We start from the raw sequence: 18,325 nt of genomic DNA, 5'->3' as shown, positions 1-18,325 counted from the left end.
AGGGGCCGTAGGATCCGCTCGGAGAGTCTCGGAGGATCTCGAAAACCCTGGCCAGATGGAAGACCTGCCTTACAAGCAGGATGTCGGCGGTTCGAAACCGTCCGCGCCCACCGATGTGAACCGAGGCCCTCAGGCGATCGTGCTGATGACGATCATGCCTGGGGGTCTTCGTCGTCCCCCGGCTCCGCGGGATCGGCGTCGTGGACGTGCTGGAGGCGGGCCCGGGCCCGCACGGAGTCGGGGCCCGAGAGCTCGGACCAGTAGCGATGGCACGTCACGAACACGGCCAGCTCCAGCTCGCGCCGGCGGAGCTTCTCGACCTCGGCCTGCTCGTCGTCGGTCCAGCCCGGGGAGGCCGGGCGCTCCAGCTTGCGCCAGCCCTGGGTGTCGCTGATCGCGTCGAGGGGCGCCACCGACCAGGGGAGCCGCTTGAGAAGGTCCAGGAGCTCGGCCCGGATCTGGTGCAGCTCCTCCTGACCTGCGCGGAGGTCGCTCGGGAAATCGAAGTCGGAATCATCGGTCGCTGCCACCCGGCAATGGTACGTCTGTTCGAATTCACGGTGCGAGCGACTTGGGGGAGTTCACGCGAACGTGTGGTCGAAGGACGGGGGTGCGGCGGCAGACTGGAGGCATGTGCAGAAGCATCAAGACCCTTCGCCCGCCCGTCCTCCCGGAAGAGGCCACCGAGGAGGAGATCAGGGCCGCGGCCCTGCAGTACGTACGGAAGGTGTCCGGGTTCCGGGCGCCGGCCGCGCACAACCAGGAGGTGTTCGACCGGGCTGTCGACGAGATCGCCCGGGCCACCGCCGCGCTGCTCGACGGACTCGAGGTGCGTGGGGCCGCCCGCCCCAGGGCGTCCTGAGGCTCAGGCCTCCTGGGCCTCGGGGGCCGGTCGGCGCATCACGTACGCCGCCACCACGCCCGCGCCGACCAGCGCCAGCAGCGAGACCACGGTGGACAGCCAGCTCGCGCCGAGCCACTGCGCGCCGAAATAGCCGAGCGCCACGCTGTACGCGGCCCAGGCCACGCCCGCCAGCGCCGACCAGGGCAGGAACTCGCGGACCCGGCGGTGCGCCGAGCCGGCCGCGAAGGAGACGACCGAGCGGCCCGCGGGCGCGAACCGGGCGATGATCACGAGCAGTCCGCCGCTGGACCGGGCGAGCGCCCCGCCGAGGCGCTCCTGTGCCGTGGTCAGCCGGCGCGAACGGGCGATGGCCCGGTCCAGGCGCGCGCCGCCCCGCCAGGCGAGGCGGTACGCGACCAGGTCGCCGAGGACCGAGGCCGTCGCGGCGCTGAGCGTGAGGGCGAGCAGGTCCGGTACGCCGTGCGGGACCTGGCCCGTGGCGGCGCCGGAGCCGGCCGCGGCGGCGGTGGCGGCGGTGATCACGAGGACGCCGCTGGGCAGCACCGGCACGAAGACGTCGAAGAGCACGGAGAGCGCCACGATCGCGTAGATCCACGGGCTCCCGGTCAGTGACCCCACGCTCTCCAGCACCGTCAGCCCACTCTCGTACGGACGTTCCCCCGACCGTTCCATCCAGGCAGGAGCGGTTTCATGACAGCTGTACAGCGTACGCCTTGTGCGTTGCTGGAGTGACGCAACGGGTACACATGTTCCCCATCTCACGTTCACCCGCGTGGCGCGTTCTGCGCGGCGCGGCGCCCTCGATTCCGGCGAGCGTGTAGGTACGTGTACCTACGTGTTCCGACGAGAGGAACGGCGATGGTGGCAGGAATGGTGACCGGCGTGCTCGCGGCGGCCGTGCTCGCGGCGGGCGGTGGTGGGGCCGGTGGCGGCACGGACTGCTACTGGGTACGGGCCGAGGCGCAGTTCGCCCCGCCCTCGGCACACGTGCCCTCGCACGCGCTCACGTACGACATGAAGCTGGTGCCCGCGGCGTCGTGGGTCAGGGTCGAGCAGCACGGCCACGGGGCGGGCATGACCGTGAGCCTGGACGTCGACGGCCTGGCCCCGAAGCACGCCTTTGGCGCGCACGTGCACCAGAAGCCCTGCGGCGCCGACCCGGCCGCCGCGGGCGGGCACTACCAGCACGTCGTGGATCCGGATCAGATGAATGCGGACAACGAGGTCTGGCTCGACTTCACCACCGACGCGAAGGGCAAGGGGGCGGCGGAGGTCCGCAAGAAGTGGGGGCTGCGCCCCGGCGAGGCGAACTCGGTCGTCATCCATGACGTGCCCGGTGGGGCGGGGAGGCGGGTGGCGTGCTTCACGGTGCCGTTCGCGTCCTCGTCGCACCACGGCAAGTAGGACCCCGGTACGCGAAGGCGCCCGCCCCCTGCGAGGGGGCGGGCGCCTTCATGCGCGTACGGGGATCAGGCCGCGACGGTCGCGCGCTCGCGCTCCGTCGCGTCGGCCCGCTCGCCGCGCCCGGCGAACAGCCGGTCCAGGCCGAACGCGCCGGAGCCGGTGAAGACGAGCAGCAGCATGGCCCAGCAGAACATCGCGGAGGGCTCGCCGCCGTTCTGGATCGGCCACAGGGTCTCGGGCTGGTGGACCTTGAAGTACGCGTAGGCCATCGACCCGGACGAGACCAGGGCGGCGACGCGGGTGCCGAGGCCGAGCAGGACCAGGCCGCCGCCGACGAGCTGGATGACGGCCGCGTACCAGCCGGGCCAGGTGCCGGCCTCGACGGTGCCGCCGCCCATGCCGCCGAGGACGCCGAAGAGCGAGGCGGCGCCGTGGCAGGCGAAGAGCAGGCCGACGACTATGCGAAACAGGCCGAGAGCGTACGGCTGGGCGCTGTTGAGACGTCCAGTCATGGTGGGGACTCCTTCGGTCGGTGGGGGACGTAACCGAGTTCACCGATGGAGTCGGCGCCGACGCTGCCGCCGTTGCCACCGGCTTGGGAGATCCACAGGTTAGGAGAACCTAACCAATGCTTGCAAGTTCAACATCCGGCCATGGTCGGCTTCCGTTTCGGCTTCCGCATCCGGTCCCGCGGCGGTGCGCAGGGCGGCGCGCGCCACCGCGTCCGCGTCCGAGAGGGTCACCGAGTCGACCCCCGGGCGGGCCCCGGCGGCGGTCACCCAGTGCACCCCCTCGGTGGGTACTCCGAACGCGAACCGGCGTGCGTGCGCGCGTCCTTGACGCGTAATCAGACGGTAGGGGCGCGGTGTTACGTCCAGGCCTCCGGTTTCGTATCCGTCGATCGCGTGCGGCCTGGCCTGGCCGGTCTTCAGGAGCCGGGCGAGCAGCTCGTCGGCGGTCCTGCGCACGTCCGGTTCGGGCAGCCGGGCCTCGACGAGTGTGGTGGCCGTCACGGTCGAGCCCGGCACATCGGGCGAGTGCGCGACGAACCGGCCGTCCTCGACGGCGACTTCGAGGCGCGGGCCGACGACGGTCAGCACGCCGGCCTCGACGAGCGCGGCCATCTCCTCGATGCGGCGCCGGGGCGGGCCGATGGAGAGGAACGCGTTCAGTGGTGTGTACCAGCGGTCGAGGTGGTCGCGGCGCGAGGCGCCGGACAGGCCGCCGTGGTCGACGATCAGGCGCAGTTCGTTGCGCAGGTCGCGCAGCACGTCGAGGGCGGCCTTCACGGGTCCGTCGACATTGCCGAGCGCGGCGTGGTCCGCGTCCTCGCGCAGATGGGCGAGGAGCCAGGCGTGCCATGCGGCGGGATTGGTATAGCGGTGGCCGGAATGGGGCCGTGCGACCCGGTCCCAGGACCAGAGCAGCTCGCCGCGGATCCCGAACTCCTCCAGGACGTCGGCCTCTTGGGGGGAGCGGTGCGCGGCGGCGAGGAAGCGGTCGCGGAAGGCGCAGGCGTAGCCGGCGGGCCGCAGCAGGGTCTCGTAGTAGACCGTCTCCACCTCCTTCGCGACCAGGGGCCATATCTCGGCGAGGAAGTCGGGGGCGTCGCCCGAGTCGGCTCTTTTGCGGAAGCGGGCTATCGACTCGGGGGTGAGGACGGCCGGCCGGTGGCGTCCGTAGGGGCCCTTGGCGTTGTCGCCGCGCGCCTGGTACGGGATGCCGCGGCGCGAACCGGCGTACAGGCGCGGCTCGTCGCCCGAGGGGAGATAGCGCAGGCCGCCACCGGGAGCGGCCGCGTACCGTCCGCCGCGGCCCTCGGTCAGCAGGGCCATGTGGTCGAAGAAGTTGAGGCCGAGGCCGCGCAGCAGGACCGATTCGCCTGGTTGTACGGAACTCAGGTCGAGGTCCGCCGGGTTCGCCGGCGGGACGTGGCGCAGGCCGTGCCGTCGTGCCTCCTCGGTGACGTGGCGCTCGGCCGGGGTGCCCGCGGACGGCAGATGGCCCTGGGTGAGGACGACCGCGTGCAGCCCGGCGAGTGTGCGGCCGTCGGCGAGGGCGAGGGTCTGGCGGCCGTCGGGGCCGTCGTCGAGCCGGACGGCGCGGGTGGCGTGCGTGACGACCTCGACGCGGGGCGGGGCCGCGGCGACGGCCGCGGAGAAGACCCGGCGCAGATAGCGGCCGTACTGGGCGCGGCTCGGATAGTCGTCGGGGCCGAGGGCGGTGTCGTGCCGCGCGGCCCACTCGTACAGGCTCGGGCCCGGCCGGATCGGGCCCGAGCAGTCCACCGACTCGTCCGTGTAGAGGGTCACTTGCGAGGCGACCGTGTTCATCAGGAGCTCGGGTGCCTGGTCCGTGCGCCAGACGGCGCCCGCGCCCGGCGGGTACGGGTCGATGACGTGGACGGTGAGGCGGGCGCCCGCCGGGAGCAGGTCGTCCGCCGAGGCGGTCAGCCGCTCCAGAACGCTCGTGCCGCGCGGGCCCGCGCCGATGATCGCCAGGCTGAACTCGGAGTGAGGGGCGGGCAAAACGGGACTCCCGGGGCATGTGGGGCTGCTGGAAGCGGATGGTCCGCCTCATCATGCCGGTTGGCCCTCAGGAGTGGAGAGCGGGAGTCCAGGTGTGAAATGGATCACCCCTGGTGTTCGTGGGTCGGGTGACGGGTCAGGTGATGGTGCGGTGGTCCGCCCGGACCAGGCCGCGCTCCGCGTCCGCCTGGTCGAGGGCGAGGTCCGCCGAACGCCCGCGCAGCGTCAGCGTCATCAGATGGTTCCCGAACCAGGGACCGCCCGATTTGCGCCAGTTGATACGGGGTGCCGCGGCGCGGGCGTGCCGGGCGAAGCCGCGCCCGATGGCCCGCCCGGTGCGGCTCCAGCCGAAGCGGAAGCCGACGCGCATCGACGCCGGGATGGAGTTGTGCACGGGGGAGCAGGTCAGTTGCAGGACACGGGCGGTGGGCGCAGGGGTGCCCGCCGGCCAGGACGGTTCGGCGACGTAGGCGTGGTGCACGTCGCCGCCGAGGACCGAGACCGTCGCGGGCGCCGCGGGTCCCGCCCCGGCCTCGGCGACCAGGTCCGTGAGCGCGTCGAACGACGCCGGGAACGCCGCCCAGTGCTCCAGGTCGGCCCGTCTGCGCAGCTTCTCGCCGAACCGTGCCCAGCGGGCCCCGCGCTCGCCCCGGCACAGTGCCGCGTTCCACCCCTCCAGCTCGTGGATGAGGTGGGGGAGCAGCCACGGCAGCGACGAACCGATGACGAGGTGGTCGTAGGCGCCGGGGGCGGTGTCCTGCCCGTCGAGGGCCTGGGCCCGGACCCACCGCTCCTCCTCCGGGTCGAGCATCGCCCTGTTCTGCTCGTCGAGGACGCGGGCGGCGCGGGTGTCGACCATCAGCAGGCGTACGCGGCCGAAGTCCCGGCGGTAGCTCCAGCGCACGACGCCCGGGTCGGCGTCGGCCCGGGCGGCGAACTCGCGCAGGGCGTCGGTGCCGTCGGGGGTCGCGCGCACCGCCGCGTACACGGGATCGGCGTCGAGCTCGGCCGGCGTCAGGTTCCCTATGTGCTGGTGCACCCAGTACGACATGAGGCCGCTCAGGATGCGCTCGCGCCACCAGGGGACCGCGCGCATGTCGCGGAGCCAGGCGGCACTCGTGTTCCAGTCGTCTATGACGTCGTGGTCGTCGAAGATCATGCAGCTGGGGACCGTGGAGAGCAGCCAGCGGATCTCCGGGTCGAGCCAGGACTCGTAGTAGAGGTGCGTGTACTCCTGATAGTCCGCGACCTGGGTGCCGGGGTCGTCCGTCAGGTCGCGGCGGCGGGCCAGCCACGCTTGCGTCGCCGGTGACGTCTCGTCCGCGTACACCTGGTCGCCCAGCAGGACGAGGACGTCGGGCCGCTCGGCCGCCGGGTCGGCGGCGAGCCGGGCGGCGAGCGTGTCGAGGGCGTCCGGGCCCACCGGGTCGTGCTCGTCGGCGGGCGGGGCGGCCCAGCGGCAGGAGCCGAAGGTGACGCGGACGGGCGCGGTCTCCGTGTACGCCGGGGTACGGATGGTGCTGTCCGGGAAGCGGGAGTCCGGCTCGGGCCAGACCGTGCCGCCGTCCAGGGTGACCTCGTACGCCGTCTCGGTGCCCGGGGTGAGGCCGGTGACCGGGACCAGCGCGTAGTGGTGGCCGTCGATCTGGAAGGTGTGCGCGCTGCCGGACGCGCCGTCCGCGCAGCGCACTTCGGCGACGCAGGGCCGGCTCGCCTCGACCCAGACCGTCGCCGCCTCCTCGTCCACATACCTCAGCAGTGGTCCCAGGCGCAGCCTCGCCACGTGATCTCCTCCGCTCTCCGGCGCTCCGGACCGTCGGTCCGCAGTCGGTCCGTACGGTACGGAACGCCGGAGGAGGGTGGGGTGGTTCCTGCGGGCCGGATTTCGCCCGCCGCACGGTTTGTCCGGGTAGGTCGGCCCTTGCTCAGCAGCCGCTGAGCTTCGACTGGATCGCCGACTTCTCCGCCGAGTCGACGCTGAGGTCGTAGTAGTGCTTCACCTGGACGTACATCCGCAGGTAGGTGCAGGCGTACGCGGTGCGCGGCGGCATCCACTCGGCCGGGTCCTTGTCGCCCTTGGACTGGTTGACGTTGTCGGTGACCGCGATCAGCTGAGGCCGGGTGAGGTCGTTGGCGAGGGCCTGGCGCTGGGCCGTCGTCCAGGAACTGGCGCCCGACTTCCACGCCTCGGAGAGCGGGACGACGTGGTCGATGTCGACGTCGCCGGAGGCGGTCCAGGTGGCGCCGTCGTACGCGGAGTACCAACTGCCGGACGAGGCGGAGCAGTCGGAGCCGGTCTGCACGTTCGTGCCGTCACGCTTGAGGACGGTCTCGCGGGTGTCGCAGGAGCCGGACTGGGTGATCCAGTGCGGGAACTTGTCGCGGCTGTAACCGTCGGAGGAGCCCTCGGTCTTGACGGTCAGTTCGGAGAGGTAGGTGCGGGCGGTGGCGGCGGTGACCGGGGTGGGCGGGGCGGCGCTCGCCGTCGGGCCGGTGAGGAGGGTGAGGGCGGCGGTGAGGGTTGCCGTTGCGGCGGCGGCCGTGACGGTGAGGGGTCGACGCGCGTAGAAACGGGGCGTGCGAGGGGCTGTGCCAGGGGTGCGGGGCATGTGAACTCCCTTGATGTGGGGGGATGTTGGACGGTGGGGTGCCGTCCGGTCATGGTGGGGGTGGGGGGTTTCGGGCAGGTGTGCGTTGGGTGACAGGGTCGCGTCAAGTTAGTGCGCGGGGCAAGAGTCGTGCGGGTAACTCCGTTGGTTGTGCGGGGGATTGGGTGGGGCGGGTGGTGCGTTCCGGGGGAGGGTGGTGGACTGGGGCGTGGCTGGTCAGGGGGCTGGGTGCCTGGTCTCGGGGCTCCGCCCCGGGCCCCGCTCCTCAATCGCCGGAGGGGCTTGAATTCGAGGCTCCGCCCCCGACCCCGCTCCTCAATCGCCGGAGGGGCTTGAACGGGGTCGGCTGGCGATCAGTGGTGCTCGTTTTGTATCGTGGGGGAACAAAGTGGTTCCCGTCCGCGTACCCTGACCGGCGGGCGGGGCCGCCTTGTCCCTTTTCTCGTCTGTTCTCGTCTTTTCTCGTCTCCGTGTCTGGAGCCCGCCGATGCCGGCCACGCCCACCGTCCTCTCCGCGCGCGCCCTCCTGCTCGACATGGACGGCACGCTCGTCAACTCCGACGCCGTCGTCGAGCGGATCTGGCGGCGCTGGGCCGCCGCGCAGGGGCTCGACGGCGACCAGGTCATGCACGTGGCGCACGGGCGGCAGGGGCACGCCACGATGGCCGAGCTGCTGCCCGGGCGCTCCATGGAGGAGAACTACGCGGACAACGCCCGCATGCTCGCCGCGGAGACCGCCGACATGGACGGGGTCGTGCCCGTGCCCGGTGCGGCGGACTTCCTGGACGCCCTGCTCTCCGCGGGGCTGCCGCACGCCCTGGTCACGTCGGCCGACGTGGCGCTGTCCACCGGGCGGATGGCCGCGGCCGGCCTGCCCTACCCGGCGGTCCGGGTGACGGCCGAGAACGTGGGGGCCAGCAAGCCGGACCCCGAGGGATTCCTGAAGGGCGCCGCCGAGCTGGGCATCGACCCGGCCGACTGCGTCGTGTTCGAGGACTCCGGGGCCGGGATCGCGGCCGGGCGCTCCGCCGGGATGCGGGTGGTCGGGGTCGGGCCGCGCGCGGGCGAGCACGGGCCCACCGTCCACGTGCCGGATCTGACGGCCGTACGGGTCGAGGCCGCGCCCGGCGGAGAGATCCTGCTGCACATCGGCTGACCCGGGCCACCCGGACGCGACCTCACCCGCCGGACAGGCCCTAGGTGTATTGATCACGAGCGTTGTTAACACCGACTGGGCTTGATCATGGCGAAGACCTCCGGTGTGGTGGAGCTGTCTAGGACTGCACCGCACGGAGGTCTTCGTGTCCCACCGTAATGCCCGGCTGACCGTTCTCGGCAGGCGGCTTCTCATCGAGCGTGTCCGCGCAGGCCGTCCGGTCGCGCACGTCGCGGCCGAGATGGGCATCTCGCGCGTCACGGCCCACAAGTGGGTTCGCCGCTGGCGGACCGAGGGCGAGCAAGGACTGCATGACCGTTCCAGCCGTCCCCTCACCACACCGCACCGCACTGCGGCGACGACCGAGGAACTGGTGTGTCGGCTGCGCCAGGACCGCAAGCTCGGACCCGCCCGCATCGGCCCGATCCTGGGCCTGCCCGCCTCGACCACACACCGGATTCTGGCCCGCCACGGGCTGAACCGCCTGGCCTTCCTGGACCGGCCCACCGGGCAGGTCATCCGCCGCTACGAACGAGACCGGCCCGGCGAACTGATCCACGTCGATGTCAAGAAGCTCGGCCGGATCCCCGACGGCGGCGGCCACAAGGTCCTGGGCCGTCAGGCCGGCCGCGTCACCCGCAACAACATGGGCTTCGACTACATCCACTCCGCCGTCGACGACCACACCCGCCTCGCCTACAGCGAGATCCACCCCGACGAGAAAGCCGCCACCTGCGCAGCCTTCCTCCGGCGGGCGGCAGCCTTCTTCACCGCACACGGCATCGACCACGTCGAACGGGTCCTGACCGACAACGCCTGGCCCTACCGCAAAAGCTTCGCCTGGCGCGAGGCTCTGGCCGACCTGGGGGCGGCCGGCAAACTCACCCGCGCCTACCGGCCGCAGACCAACGGCAAGGTCGAACGCTTCAACCGGACCCTGCTCGACGAATGGGCCTATCTGCGGCCCTACACCTCAAACGACGAACGAACAGCAGCCCTGGCAGACTTCCTGCACACCTACAACCACCACCGCTGCCACACCGCACTCGGCGGCCACCCACCCATCAGCCGCGTCAACAACGCTGCGAGTCAATACACCTAGGTCGTGTCCGCAAAGTCATGGGAGCCAGAGTTGTAGGCAGGCGAGGGTGACCATGGCTTGGTAGTGGCGGGCTCGTTTGTCGTAGCGGGTGGCCAGGGCCTTGTGGTGCTTGAGCTTGTTGAAGCAGCGTTCGACGAGGTTGCGGCGCCGGTAGGCGGCCCGGTTGAGTCTGCATCGGCTCTGGCCTCTGCGGATGCGGCCGTTGATCTGGTCGATTCGTTCCGGGATCGCTGCTTTGATGCCGCGTCCGCGCAGGTAGGCGCGGATCTTGACGGACGAGTAACCCTTGTCTGCGGCCACCCGCTCCGGTCTGGTGCGTGGGCGGCCCGGACCGCATCGGGCGACCCGGATGCGGGCCATCACCGCCTCGAACTGGGTGCAGTCGTTGACGTTCCCAGCGGTCAGGGTGAAGGCCAGGGGCCGGCCGAGTCCGTCGCAGGCAAGGTGGATCTTCGTGGTCAGTCCGCCGCGGGAGCGGCCGATCGCCTCGCCCGGCCAGAGCCCCCTTTTCGTGCCCCGGCCGCATGCTGATGGGCTCGCACCGTCGTGGAGTCGACACACACGATCGACCAGTCGACAGCGCCCACGGCGTCGGAATGCTGCTGGACGTGGGCCAGCAGGCGGTCCCAGGTTCCATCGGCCGACCAGCGGCGGAAGCGTTCGTAGACCGTCTTCCACGGGCCATAGCGTTCCGGCAGGTCCCGCCAGGCCGCCCCGGTCGACAGCTTCCACAGGATTCCGTTGACGACCTGACGTCGGTCCCGCACCGGACGGCCCATCCGGGGCGGAGCCAGTAACGGCTCGATCACCGCCCAGGATTCATCGGTCAGTTCATGACGACGCACCATGAACAGACCAACGAGCCAACGACTTTGCGGACACGACCTAGTGGGTCTCCGCCTCCAGGGCGCGGCGGGTCGCCGGGCCGTACGTGCCCGGGGTGTCGCCCTGGATGCCGCGTGCGTACTGGTAGGTGGCGAGGCCGTACTCGGTCCGCTCGTCGAAGCGGCCGCTCGGCTCCCTGGTGTAGAGGTGCAACTGCGCGAGACGTGACTGGAGTTCGGTCACTTCCGGGCCGCGGTCGCCGCGGCGCAGCACCGATCCGACGGCCGGGGCGGGCGGCTTGCTCGACGGCGTCGAGGACGGGCTCGGGGGCCGCGTCGAGGGCGTCGCGCTCGGCGTGCGGCTCGGGGTCGGCGTGGGGGAGGCCGGCGCGGATACCGAGGGAGCCGCGGGCGCCGAGGTGCTCGGTGTCGCACGGTGCGTGGAGGCGGACGCGCTCGGCGTCGGGATCGGATCCGGGCGGCTCGACGAGGCGACCGCCACCGGTCCACGCCCCTCCTGTGCGGAGGCACCCGTGTCGCCGTCGCCCGACGAGATCAGCACCGTCACCAGCGCGGCCACGCTCAGGACGCCCGCGACCGCGGCCATGAGCAGCAGCGGGGCGCGGCGCGGCTCGTCGACGGGCTCGCCGTGCCCGTGGTCGTCGTCCCCGGCCGCCGGCTGCTCGGGCGGCAGCGGGGGATGCGCGTACGGGTCGGGCGCGCGCGGCGGCGCCGGGTGGGACGGTTCCGGGAGCGTCACATAGGGACGGACACGGAGCGGACTGAAGCCCTCCGCCTCGCAGGAGCACGACAGGGCCCCGTCCGCCCCCTTCTCGGCCCCGCACTCCGGACACGTACGCAGCGCATCGCTCACTTCTGGTCCCCCTCCCCGAGAACTGCAGCGCATTATGCAGACCCCAGGGGCCCCTCCGCAGCGCCGGTCCCGGGCAAAAGAGCCGCTCCGGCAGGACTCAACAGGCCAAACCCGGTCACACCTACCAGGATGGGAGGTACCAAGCCCCCGCCGCACCGGCCCGGGGTGCCTCTGGAGGTGGCCATGAGCAGCCAGGACATCGGCACGACAGGAGCCGGTGGCGGCGGTCGTGCGCACCGGGCCCTGCCCGACGACGCGGCCAAGAGCGGCGGCGTCCTCGTCTCCATCGGAGCGCTGCTGCTCGGCATGCTGCTCGCCGCGCTCGACCAGACCATCGTGTCCACGGCGCTCCCGACCATCGTCAGCGACCTGGGCGGCCTGGAGCACCTGTCCTGGGTCGTCACCGCGTACATGCTCGCCGCGACGGCCGCGACCCCGCTGTGGGGCAAGCTCGGCGACCAGTACGGGCGCAAGAAGCTCTTCCAGCTCGCGATCGCGATCTTCCTGGTCGGCTCGGCGCTGTGCGGACTCGCGCAGAACATGCCGCAGCTCATCGGCTTCCGCGCCCTGCAGGGACTCGGCGGCGGCGGGCTGATGGTGCTGTCCATGGCGATCGTCGGCGACATCGTCTCGCCGCGCGAACGCGGCAAGTACCAGGGGCTGTTCGGCGCCGTCTTCGGCGCGACGAGCGTGCTCGGGCCGCTGCTCGGCGGGCTGTTCACCGAGCACCTGAGCTGGCGCTGGGTCTTCTACATCAACCTGCCGATCGGTGTCGTCGCGCTCCTCGTCATCGCCGCCGCGCTGCACATCCCGGTCCGCGCGAAGAAGCACCGCATCGACTACCTCGGCACCTTCCTCATCGCGTCCGTCGCCACCTGCCTCGTCCTCGTCGCCTCGCTCGGCGGCACGACCTGGGGCTGGGGCTCGCCGCAGATCATCGGGCTCGCCGTGCTGGGCGTGGCGCTCGCCGTGGTGTTCGTGTTCGTGGAGTTCCGGGCGGCCGAGCCGGTGCTGCCGATGAAACTGTTCCGGGTGCGGACCTTCACCCTCTCCGCCGTGATCAGCTTCGTCGTCGGCTTCGCGATGTTCGGCGCGATGACCTACCTGCCGACGTTCCTGCAGGTCGTGCAGGGAGTGTCGCCGACCATGTCCGGCGTGCACATGCTGCCGATGGTGATCGGCCTGCTGCTCTCGTCCACCGTCTCCGGGCAGATCGTCAGCCGCACCGGCCGCTGGAAGGTCTTCCCCGTCGCGGGCACCGCCGTCACCACGCTCGGCCTGCTCCTGCTGCACAACCTCGACGAGAACAGCTCCACCGGCGAGATGAGCGCCTACTTCTTCGTCTTCGGCCTCGGACTCGGCCTCGTCATGCAGGTGCTCGTGCTCATCGTGCAGAACGCCGTGCCGTACGAGGACCTGGGCGTCGCCACCTCGGGTGCCACCTTCTTCCGCTCCATCGGCGCCTCCTTCGGCGTCGCGATCTTCGGCACGATCTTCGCCAACCGGCTGTCCACGAAGCTGAGTTCGGCGCTGGCCGGACAGCAGGTGCCGCCCGGCGTCGGCCCGGACTCGCTCAAGGCCGACCCGCGCGGCATCGGCGACCTCCCGCCCGCGCTGCGCGAGCCGGTGCTGCACGCGTACGCCACCTCCATCACGGACGTGTTCCTCTACGCGGTCCCGGTCGCCCTGATCGCCTTCGTCCTGTCCTGGTTCCTGCGCGAGGACAAGCTGCGCGGCTCCGTCACCGCGCCCGACCCGACCCAGACGCTCGCCTCCAACCCCGTGGAGCGCTCCTCGTACGACGAGGTGGCGCGGGCCCTGTCGACGCTCGGGACGCGCGAGGGGCGGCGCGAGATCTACGAGAAGATCACCGCGCGGGCGGGCTACGACCTGCTCCCGGCGGCCAGCTGGCTCGTCCTGCGCATCAAGCGGTACGGGTGGGCCGAACCCGCCGTCCTCGCCGAGCGCAGCGCCGTGCCGCTGCCGGTCATCATCGAGGCGGCCCGGCAGGTCGAGGAGCGGCATCTCGCCGTCCGCGAGGGGCTCGACCTCGTCCTCACCGACGAGGGCCGGGCGGTCGCGGCCCGCCTCGCCAAGGCCCGGGAGGACTCGCTCGCGGAACTGCTCGGCGACTGGTGGGGCCCCGACCGCCCCACGGACCTCTTCCAGCTGGTGTCCGAGCTGAACGCGGAGATGTGCGGATCGGACGCGGAGCGGCCGCACGACGGCACCGGGCGGCCGGGCCTCGCGGCCTGACCGCCCGACCGGACCGGACCGAACAGGGCCGGACCGGCTCGACCGGACCTACGGGCGCCCGAGCCGCTTGCTGAACCAGTGCTCGGCGTAGATGTCGTCGTTGTGCGGACCGGTCTCCTCGTAGCCGAGTCGCGCGTACAGGGCGCGGGCCTCGACCAGGTCGGCGCGGGTATCGAGGCGGATCAGCCCGGCGCCCAGCTCCCGGGCCGTGTCCTCGGCCGCCGCCACCAGCAGCGGCGCCCCGCCCTTGCCGCGCAGTTCCTCGCGCACGAAGACGCGGGTCAGCTCGGCCGTGCCCGGGTCGACCAGCCGCACCCCGGCGGTCCCGGCCGGCTCCGCGTCGTACCGGCCGACCAGCAGCAGCCCGTCCGGCGGCGCCAGCCGCTCGCCCGCCCCCGCGGCGATCCCGCGCTCCAGCTCCGCCGGGTCCGTGGCGCGCCCCTCGTGCAGCAGATACCAGCGGTCGCTGACCTCCGTGTAGTACGCCCGCCACAGGGCGGCGGCGACCGGGGAGTCGTACGGCTCGGGGGAGACGGTCCAGGAGGGGCGCATGGCGCATTGTGGGGGCAGTGTGCGGCGGCCGCGCAAACCGATTTCGCCAGGTGGCTCAACTCGGACTGTTTGCTCCGGAGTTCAGCGGCTACTCGATGGTGCACAACGTCACTGCACGGCTACCGGGAAGGTCCTGAGCACCCATGTCCACAGGCGTGATCATCGCTCTGATCGTGGTGGGGATCGTGGTCGTCGTCGCGGCCGGGTTCTTCGCCGCACGCACCGCGCCCCGCGGCGGACGCGGTCTCCGGCGCCGCTTCGGTCCCGAGTACGACCGGGCCGTGGCGCGTCACGACGGCGACACCAAGGCCGCCGAGCAGGAGCTGGCCGAGCGGGTGCGGCGGCACGGTTCGCTGGAGCTCCGCCCGCTCGACCCCGCCGCCCGTGCGCGGTACCTGACGCGCTGGGCCGAGGCCCAGGAGCGGTTCGTGGAGTCGCCCGCGGAGGCGGTCACCGAGGCCGACCGGGTGCTGGCCGAACTCGCGCACGACCGCGGCTTCCCGGACGGCGGCGACCACGAGGAGCAGCTCGCCGCGATCTCCGTCCACCACGGCTCCCGGGTGCACGGCCTGCGACGCGTCCACGGAGCGGCGCACGCCCGCCCCGGCGACGCCGAGGAGAGCCGGAGCGGCACGGAAGAGCTGCGGACGGCGATGGTCGAGGCGCGGGCCCTCTTCGACGACCTGATCGGTCCGGACAGCTCGCGGTCGGCCGACAAACGTTCACATGCACCCAAGGCGCGTCTGGTGAAGGGGAGTTGATTAACCATGGCCGGTATCGACCGAGCACGCACACCTGAGAACGAGGACCGCGCACGACGCACGCCGGACAACGAGGACCGCGTACGCGAGCCGGTGAACGACGACCGCGTACGTGAGCCGGGGAACCCGGGGAACGACGAGCGCACCCGCACGCCGCTGGGCGACTCCGGGGAGCGGGGCCCGGGCCCGGGTGCCCTCGGTGCCGAGCGCGGTACCGGGCGTGATGCCGAGGAGGCCCGTCCCGGCAGGACGGACCCGGCCCTCGGCGCACCCAAGGCCCCGGCGGCCGCGCCCGCGGCCCCGGCCGAGCCGCATGCCGCCAAGGCCGCCAGGACCGGCACGGCCGGCACATCCGACCCGGCCGGCACCTCCGCCGAACTCGTCCCCACGGCCGCCCGCGACGACCTGGAGGGACGCCTCAAGCACGCGGTGCACGGCTTCGTGGACGAGCCCCGGGCCGCCGTGGAGGAGGCCGATCACGTCCTGGAGGAGCTGACGACCCGCCTCACCGAGGCCCTCGCGGGGCGCCGCAGCACCCTGCGCACGTCCTGGCAGGACTCCAAGGAGGACACCGAGCACCTCCGTCTCGCCCTGCGCGACTACCGGGAGACGGCGGAGCGGCTGCTGAAGCTGTGACCCCGGCCGCACCCCCGTCCCCGACGGCCCCGCTCCGAACGGAGCGGGGCCGTCTCGCTGTCGGGAACCGGCGGTCAAGAACCGGCCGCTGTCAGGAACTGGCGGTCAGCGACGCGGCCTCCCAGGCGAACCCGTCGGGGTCGGTGAACGGCCCGGCGCCGCTGCCGAGCACGATCCGGTGCGATCCGGTGCCGTCGGCGGGCACCCCGGCGTCCTTGGCGAGGGCCTGGCGCTTGTAGAGCGCCAGCTTGACGGGGCCCGCCCCGCCGGCGAACTCCACGTACTTGCCGCCGAAGCTCTTCGCCACGGTCAGGCCCCGCTCGACGTAGAACTGCTTGCTCGCCTTCACGTCCTCGACGCCGAGCAGGAGCACCATCTCGTCGATGTCGCGGGTGGCCGGGCCGCTGTTGCGGCGTGCGGAGGTCGCGACCTTCCAGATCGTGCCGTCCGGGGCCTGGACGACGCCGCCGTAGCCCCACAGCGATTTCGCGGCGGGCTTCAGCGCGGTGGCGCCGGCGGCGAGCGCGGAGCCGACGAGGCTGTCGACGGTGGCCGGCTGGGAGACCGTGAGCGACAGCGTGAACCCGCGGAAGCCGGTCGTCGCCTCCTCACAGGCCCGCAGGCGCACCCGGGAGCCCAGCCCGAAGGCGTCGGTGTAGAAGCGGTCGGCGGCCGTGGGGTCGGCCACCTCGAGGGTGACGGAGTCGATGGAGGTCATGCCGACCACGCTAGGTACGCCCCGGCCGCCGACGCTTCTTCATTCCTGACCGGTTGTTCCCGGCCGGTTCTTCCCGACCGGTTCAGGCGCCTTTGGGCGACGCCTGCTGCACGACCTCGAACGACCACACCGACGACCCGCTCGCGGCGGGCTTCGGGCGGTCGCCGCCGCCCTGGTGGGCCGACTTCATCGGGCCCTCCATCCACGCCTGGAAGGACTCCTCGTCCCGCCAGCGCGTGTACACCAGGTAGTCGTCGGTGCCCTCGACGGGACGGAGCAGCTCGAACCACTCGAAGCCGTCGGAGTTCTCCACGGCGCCGGCGCGGGACGCGAAGCGCTTCTCCAGGACCTCGCGCTGCTCGGCCGGGACGGTCAGGACATTGATCTTGACGATGCTCATGAGGTCATCCTGCCGCACGGTCGTCCGGCGCCGTCCGGGCGTCCCGCCAGCGGCGGACGATCTCCTCGACGTCGTACGGTTTCAGGCCGAGGGGCGGGCCCGGTGGCGGCTTGAACATCATGTCGCTGATCTTGGCGTTGATGTCGGTGACGATCCGGCGCACCGCCGCTTCGGAAGGGGCCTTCGAGGCCGCCTCCAGGGCGTCCTCGGCCTCCTTGCGCAGGGCCAGGGTGGGCGGCAGCACGGAGAAGCCCTCGCGGGCCATCTTCCGTTTGATCCACCAGTTCTCGTCGTACGTGGAGTCGCTCGTGGGATCCAGGGGCTTGCCGGCGCCGGGCAGGGAGGCGAAGTCGCCGCGGCGCTCGGCCTCGCGGATCTGCTTGTCGACGAATGACTCGAAGCTGACGCCGGGTGGTTTGCGTTCGGTCATGGGGACATTGTCGCGCAGGCCGCCGTGAAGGTGCGGACAGGCTCTAGGATGCGGCCGCTACGGAACCGAACGCTGGGGGGAATGCGGTGCTCGAACTGACCATGGCCACGGTGGCCGGCGGCGACGCGGGGGCCACGGCCGGGATGGTGATGGCCGAGGCGGCCAGTGAACCGGGGGCCGTGCTGCGGGTGGGACGCGACGGCACCGTGTGCCGGCTCGTGACGCCGGAGGACTGGCTGTTCGTGTCGCGGGTGCATCTGGAGTTCCGGTGCGGGCCCGAAGGGGAGTGGAACGTCTTCTGGCTGCGGGGCTCGCAGGACGATCCGGCCTCCGAGGTGCGGGTGCGGATCGGGACCGGGCAGGGCCCCGGCCAACCGCTCGCGTACGGCGGGACGCTGCGGCTGCCGCGCGGCGGCTCCGGCGAGGTCGTCGTCCTCGACCGGGGCGGGCCGCGCAGCGTCAACGTCGGCTTCTACCAGGAGGGTTGAGCGCCGGGGCCGCGGCCGTCCGGTTCAGGCCCGTACGTAGGCCAGGGCGAAGCCGTCGTACCCCTTGGCGCCCACCGTCTGGATCGCCGTCGCCTCCAACTTCGGGTGGTCGGCGAGGAACTGGAGCGCGTCGCGGGTGCCCGTGACGTCCGGCTCGGTGGCGCCGGGGTCGGCGACGCGGCCCTGGCGCACCACGTTGTCGACGACGATCACACTGCCCGGCCGGGTCAACCGCACCGCCCAGTCGAGGTAGTTCGGGTTGTTCACCTTGTCCGCGTCGATGAAGACGAGGTCGAACTGCCCGCCCTCCCCGCCCTCTTCGGCCAGTTGCGGCAGCGAGTCGAGCGCGGCGCCCACCCGCACCTCGACCACCTTGTCCAGGCCCGCCCGCGCGATGTTGGCGCGGGCGACCTCGGCGTGCCGCGGGCTGTACTCCAGGGTGACCAGCGTCCCGTCGGCGGGCAGCGCGCGGGCCAGCCAGATCGTGCTGTAGCCGCCGAGGGTGCCGATCTCCAGGATGCGGCGGGCGCCCTGGATCCGGGCGATCAGGTGCAGCAGTTTCCCGTTCGTGGCGGAGACGCTGATGCTGGGCAGGCCCGCCGCCTCGCTGTCCGTGAGGGCCGCGGCCAGCGCCTCGTCGGCAGGAGCGAGCAGACCGCTGAGATACACGTCGACGGCGGCCGCGAGGCCGGGCTGCTGGGACTCGGGATGAGAGGTCATGG

At 72.1% G+C, this 18,325-nt stretch carries 20 protein-coding genes and 1 pseudogene; 8 read left to right on the top strand and 13 right to left on the bottom strand.

Annotated features, from left to right (window positions below):
- Positions 1 to 152: 152 nt before the first annotated feature.
- Positions 153 to 530 (bottom strand): hypothetical protein, encoded by a 378-nt coding sequence (locus ACVHNB_RS32585; protein ID WP_428954930.1) that lies wholly within the window; start codon positions 528 to 530, stop codon positions 153 to 155.
- A gap of 101 nt (positions 531 to 631) precedes the next feature.
- On the opposite strand from ACVHNB_RS32585, the gene ACVHNB_RS32580 reads away from it, so the two are divergent.
- Complete coding sequence (locus ACVHNB_RS32580; protein ID WP_456226488.1) at positions 632 to 862, top strand: DUF2277 domain-containing protein; 231 nt, start codon at positions 632 to 634, stop codon at positions 860 to 862.
- A gap of 3 nt (positions 863 to 865) precedes the next feature.
- Here ACVHNB_RS32580 and ACVHNB_RS32575 read toward each other — a convergent pair whose 3' ends face one another.
- Positions 866 to 1,495 (bottom strand): DedA family protein, encoded by a 630-nt coding sequence (locus ACVHNB_RS32575; protein WP_428954932.1) that lies wholly within the window; start codon positions 1,493 to 1,495, stop codon positions 866 to 868.
- Positions 1,496 to 1,723: 228 nt separating this feature from the next.
- Here ACVHNB_RS32575 and ACVHNB_RS32570 point away from each other — a divergent pair, with 228 nt between their 5' ends.
- The gene (locus ACVHNB_RS32570; RefSeq protein ID WP_428954933.1) at positions 1,724 to 2,269 is read left to right on the top strand and encodes a superoxide dismutase family protein; all 546 of its coding nucleotides are present in this window, start codon (positions 1,724 to 1,726) and stop codon (positions 2,267 to 2,269) included.
- Between the two features lie 65 nt (positions 2,270 to 2,334).
- Here ACVHNB_RS32570 and ACVHNB_RS32565 read toward each other — a convergent pair whose 3' ends face one another.
- From ACVHNB_RS32565 to ACVHNB_RS32550, 4 genes are all read right to left on the bottom strand, one after another.
- Positions 2,335 to 2,781: a DoxX family protein gene (locus tag ACVHNB_RS32565; protein WP_428954934.1), complete on the bottom strand. Its 447-nt coding sequence runs from the start codon at positions 2,779 to 2,781 to the stop codon at positions 2,335 to 2,337.
- Positions 2,782 to 2,880: 99 nt separating this feature from the next.
- Positions 2,881 to 4,797 carry an FAD/NAD(P)-binding protein gene (locus tag ACVHNB_RS32560; protein WP_456226487.1) on the bottom strand — a complete coding sequence of 639 codons (1,917 nt, stop codon included), beginning with the start codon at positions 4,795 to 4,797 and terminating at the stop codon, positions 2,881 to 2,883.
- Between the two features lie 136 nt (positions 4,798 to 4,933).
- The gene (locus ACVHNB_RS32555; protein ID WP_428954936.1) at positions 4,934 to 6,580 is read right to left on the bottom strand and encodes an alkaline phosphatase D family protein; all 1,647 of its coding nucleotides are present in this window, start codon (positions 6,578 to 6,580) and stop codon (positions 4,934 to 4,936) included.
- 142 nt (positions 6,581 to 6,722) lie between these two features.
- Positions 6,723 to 7,406: an HNH endonuclease family protein gene (locus tag ACVHNB_RS32550; RefSeq protein ID WP_428954937.1), complete on the bottom strand. Its 684-nt coding sequence runs from the start codon at positions 7,404 to 7,406 to the stop codon at positions 6,723 to 6,725.
- Between the two features lie 487 nt (positions 7,407 to 7,893).
- Here ACVHNB_RS32550 and ACVHNB_RS32545 point away from each other — a divergent pair, with 487 nt between their 5' ends.
- Together ACVHNB_RS32545 and ACVHNB_RS32540 are read left to right on the top strand one after the other, a co-directional pair.
- Complete coding sequence (locus ACVHNB_RS32545; RefSeq protein WP_428954938.1) at positions 7,894 to 8,562, top strand: HAD family hydrolase; 669 nt, start codon at positions 7,894 to 7,896, stop codon at positions 8,560 to 8,562.
- Between the two features lie 145 nt (positions 8,563 to 8,707).
- Entirely contained in the window at positions 8,708 to 9,664 is a 957-nt protein-coding gene (locus tag ACVHNB_RS32540; protein WP_456226486.1) for an IS481 family transposase, read from the top strand.
- A 15-nt stretch (positions 9,665 to 9,679) separates the two neighbouring features.
- Here ACVHNB_RS32540 and ACVHNB_RS32535 read toward each other — a convergent pair.
- Together ACVHNB_RS32535 and ACVHNB_RS32530 are read right to left on the bottom strand one after the other, a co-directional pair.
- A pseudogene (locus ACVHNB_RS32535) lies at positions 9,680 to 10,443 on the bottom strand (IS5 family transposase).
- A 106-nt stretch (positions 10,444 to 10,549) separates the two neighbouring features.
- Positions 10,550 to 11,362 (bottom strand): peptidoglycan-binding protein, encoded by an 813-nt coding sequence (locus ACVHNB_RS32530; RefSeq protein ID WP_456226485.1) that lies wholly within the window; start codon positions 11,360 to 11,362, stop codon positions 10,550 to 10,552.
- 183 nt (positions 11,363 to 11,545) lie between these two features.
- Here ACVHNB_RS32530 and ACVHNB_RS32525 point away from each other — a divergent pair, with 183 nt between their 5' ends.
- Positions 11,546 to 13,618 carry a DHA2 family efflux MFS transporter permease subunit gene (locus tag ACVHNB_RS32525; RefSeq protein WP_456226484.1) on the top strand — a complete coding sequence of 691 codons (2,073 nt, stop codon included), beginning with the start codon at positions 11,546 to 11,548 and terminating at the stop codon, positions 13,616 to 13,618.
- Between the two features lie 48 nt (positions 13,619 to 13,666).
- Here ACVHNB_RS32525 and ACVHNB_RS32520 read toward each other — a convergent pair whose 3' ends face one another.
- Entirely contained in the window at positions 13,667 to 14,170 is a 504-nt protein-coding gene (locus ACVHNB_RS32520; RefSeq protein WP_428954941.1) for a GNAT family N-acetyltransferase, read from the bottom strand.
- A gap of 143 nt (positions 14,171 to 14,313) precedes the next feature.
- Between ACVHNB_RS32520 and ACVHNB_RS32515 the strand changes: the two genes are divergently transcribed.
- Both ACVHNB_RS32515 and ACVHNB_RS32510 read left to right on the top strand, forming a co-directional pair.
- On the top strand, positions 14,314 to 14,931 hold the full coding sequence (locus ACVHNB_RS32515; RefSeq protein ID WP_428954942.1) for a hypothetical protein: 618 nt from the start codon (positions 14,314 to 14,316) through the stop codon (positions 14,929 to 14,931).
- A 6-nt stretch (positions 14,932 to 14,937) separates the two neighbouring features.
- Entirely contained in the window at positions 14,938 to 15,567 is a 630-nt protein-coding gene (locus ACVHNB_RS32510) for a hypothetical protein (protein WP_428954943.1), read from the top strand.
- 91 nt (positions 15,568 to 15,658) lie between these two features.
- Here ACVHNB_RS32510 and ACVHNB_RS32505 read toward each other — a convergent pair whose 3' ends face one another.
- From ACVHNB_RS32505 to ACVHNB_RS32495, 3 genes are all read right to left on the bottom strand, one after another.
- Positions 15,659 to 16,285 (bottom strand): glyoxalase, encoded by a 627-nt coding sequence (locus ACVHNB_RS32505; protein ID WP_428954944.1) that lies wholly within the window; start codon positions 16,283 to 16,285, stop codon positions 15,659 to 15,661.
- Between the two features lie 82 nt (positions 16,286 to 16,367).
- Positions 16,368 to 16,685, bottom strand: a complete 318-nt coding sequence (locus ACVHNB_RS32500) for an antibiotic biosynthesis monooxygenase family protein (RefSeq protein WP_428954945.1) — start codon at positions 16,683 to 16,685, stop codon at positions 16,368 to 16,370.
- A 4-nt stretch (positions 16,686 to 16,689) separates the two neighbouring features.
- Positions 16,690 to 17,115, bottom strand: coding sequence for a DnaJ family domain-containing protein (locus tag ACVHNB_RS32495; RefSeq protein ID WP_428954947.1), 426 nt, complete (start codon positions 17,113 to 17,115; stop codon positions 16,690 to 16,692).
- 86 nt (positions 17,116 to 17,201) lie between these two features.
- Here ACVHNB_RS32495 and ACVHNB_RS32490 point away from each other — a divergent pair, with 86 nt between their 5' ends.
- Entirely contained in the window at positions 17,202 to 17,603 is a 402-nt protein-coding gene (locus ACVHNB_RS32490) for a hypothetical protein (protein ID WP_428954948.1), read from the top strand.
- A gap of 24 nt (positions 17,604 to 17,627) precedes the next feature.
- Here the strand turns inward: ACVHNB_RS32490 and ACVHNB_RS32485 are convergent, their stop codons facing one another.
- Positions 17,628 to 18,323, bottom strand: a complete 696-nt coding sequence (locus ACVHNB_RS32485) for an O-methyltransferase (RefSeq protein WP_428954949.1) — start codon at positions 18,321 to 18,323, stop codon at positions 17,628 to 17,630.
- Positions 18,324 to 18,325: the final 2 nt, after the last annotated feature.

Source organism: Streptomyces sp. YJ-C3, assembly GCF_053891275.1.
This window is presented reverse-complemented; position numbering and strand designations above follow the sequence as displayed.